This is a genomic window from Paenibacillus nasutitermitis, from assembly GCF_014641075.1.
Lineage (GTDB): Bacteria > Bacillota > Bacilli > Paenibacillales > Paenibacillaceae > Paenibacillus_Z > Paenibacillus_Z nasutitermitis.
Genome location: NZ_BMHP01000028.1, coordinates 1 through 1,431 on the forward strand (window position 1 = coordinate 1; position 1,431 = coordinate 1,431).

The 1,431-nt window shown below is 40.4% G+C and carries 2 protein-coding genes; both read left to right on the forward strand.

The genetic code is table 11. From position 1 onward, the window contains the following. The coding region (locus tag IEY46_RS36145) for a transposase (RefSeq protein WP_189001260.1) at window positions 1-674 on the forward strand (674 nt) is incomplete at its 5' end. Window positions 675-936: 262 nt separating this feature from the next. Then, window positions 937-1,389, forward strand: a complete 453-nt coding sequence (locus IEY46_RS36150; RefSeq protein WP_229750784.1) for a GNAT family N-acetyltransferase — start codon at window positions 937-939, stop codon at window positions 1,387-1,389. Window positions 1,390-1,431: the final 42 nt, after the last annotated feature.

Genomic DNA, 1,431 nt, shown 5'->3' on the forward strand with positions numbered 1-1,431 from the left:
AGCTAGTCCATGTGCCGGATGATACCTTGCTGCAGCACCTAAGAGAAGCTGCAAAACGAGAACTTGGTTTAGGGCGGATACAGCGTCTGAAGGCAGCGGCCAGCCGTTCTGTCGGCATCCGACAAGGTTCCGAGTTAGCTAAAATGGAGTTAAAGTTACTGCTGACCCAGTATGAATGGCTTCATAACAAGCTCGGAGAGCTGGGAGCCAGATTGGATGAATTGCTCATACAGATTCCACATGTGCCGCAATTGCTGGCCATGAAAGGGATTGGAAGAGATACCATAGCAGGATTCCTTGCTGAGGTAGGTGACATTAGCCAGTACCGTCACCCCAAACAGATTTCAAAGCTCGCTGGTCTAAATTTGAAAACAAATTCATCTGGTACACATACAGGACAGACCAGGATAACAAAGAGAGGCCGGAAGCGTCTTCGTGCCTTGCTCTTTAGAGTGATGATGCCATTGGTCGCTAAGAATGCAGCCTTCCGGGCTTTGCACGATTATTACACAAAACGGCCAATAAATCCGTTGAAAAAGATGCAATCTCTCATCGCATTGTGTAACAAACTCATACGGATCCTGTTCGGGATACTGAAGAAGGGACATGAGTTCAGCGAAGAGAAAATGATCCAGGATATCCCTCGATTCGCAGGATTACTACAAGCAGCTTAAGTGAACATTTGCCTTTACATGTCGGACGACAAGAACATCAATACAACGGAAGTCGCATAAACTGCGGCTTTTTTATTTTTTGTATAGAAGTTCTTGTCGTTTACTCAAGACAAGAACTTCTATACAAAGCCGTATTAGGACAAGAACTTCTATACACTGCCGTATGCCCAAATTACACGATTTATTAAGCTAACTGGCAGGATAGTTTAATCACTTCACGAATAAATACTGTACAGGATATTTATAAAATTGAGGTGTAATTTTGATACAAAACCTTCAAATAGCACTAAGAAGAATGACTGAGTTAGATTATGAGTGTATGTTGGAATGGCGACAAGACGAGGATGTAAGAAGGTTTTACAGTAATCCCTACGACAACTATACCCTTGAGAAAGTAGTACGAAAATATACATCAAGAGTTCAAGGTAAAGATAAGAAGGTACCAATAATCATTCAGTTTAATGATATTCCCGTGGGGTACTTGCAATATTATGAGCTGGAATTAGAGGATAAGCGATTATATGGGTTGCCAGAGACATTAATTATATTTGGAATGGACATTCTTATCGGGAACAAAAACTATCGAAATAAAGGTATTGCTTCGCAAGCTATTCAATTACTCAAAATATATCTAAAAGAAAATACAAGGGTTAATACTTTAGTATTGAAATTAGCTAAAGAAAACACGAGTGCCATTTGGATCGTCTACACTTAGTTGGACAGAAAAAATAAGGGCTTGTAGAATAAACCTATCATC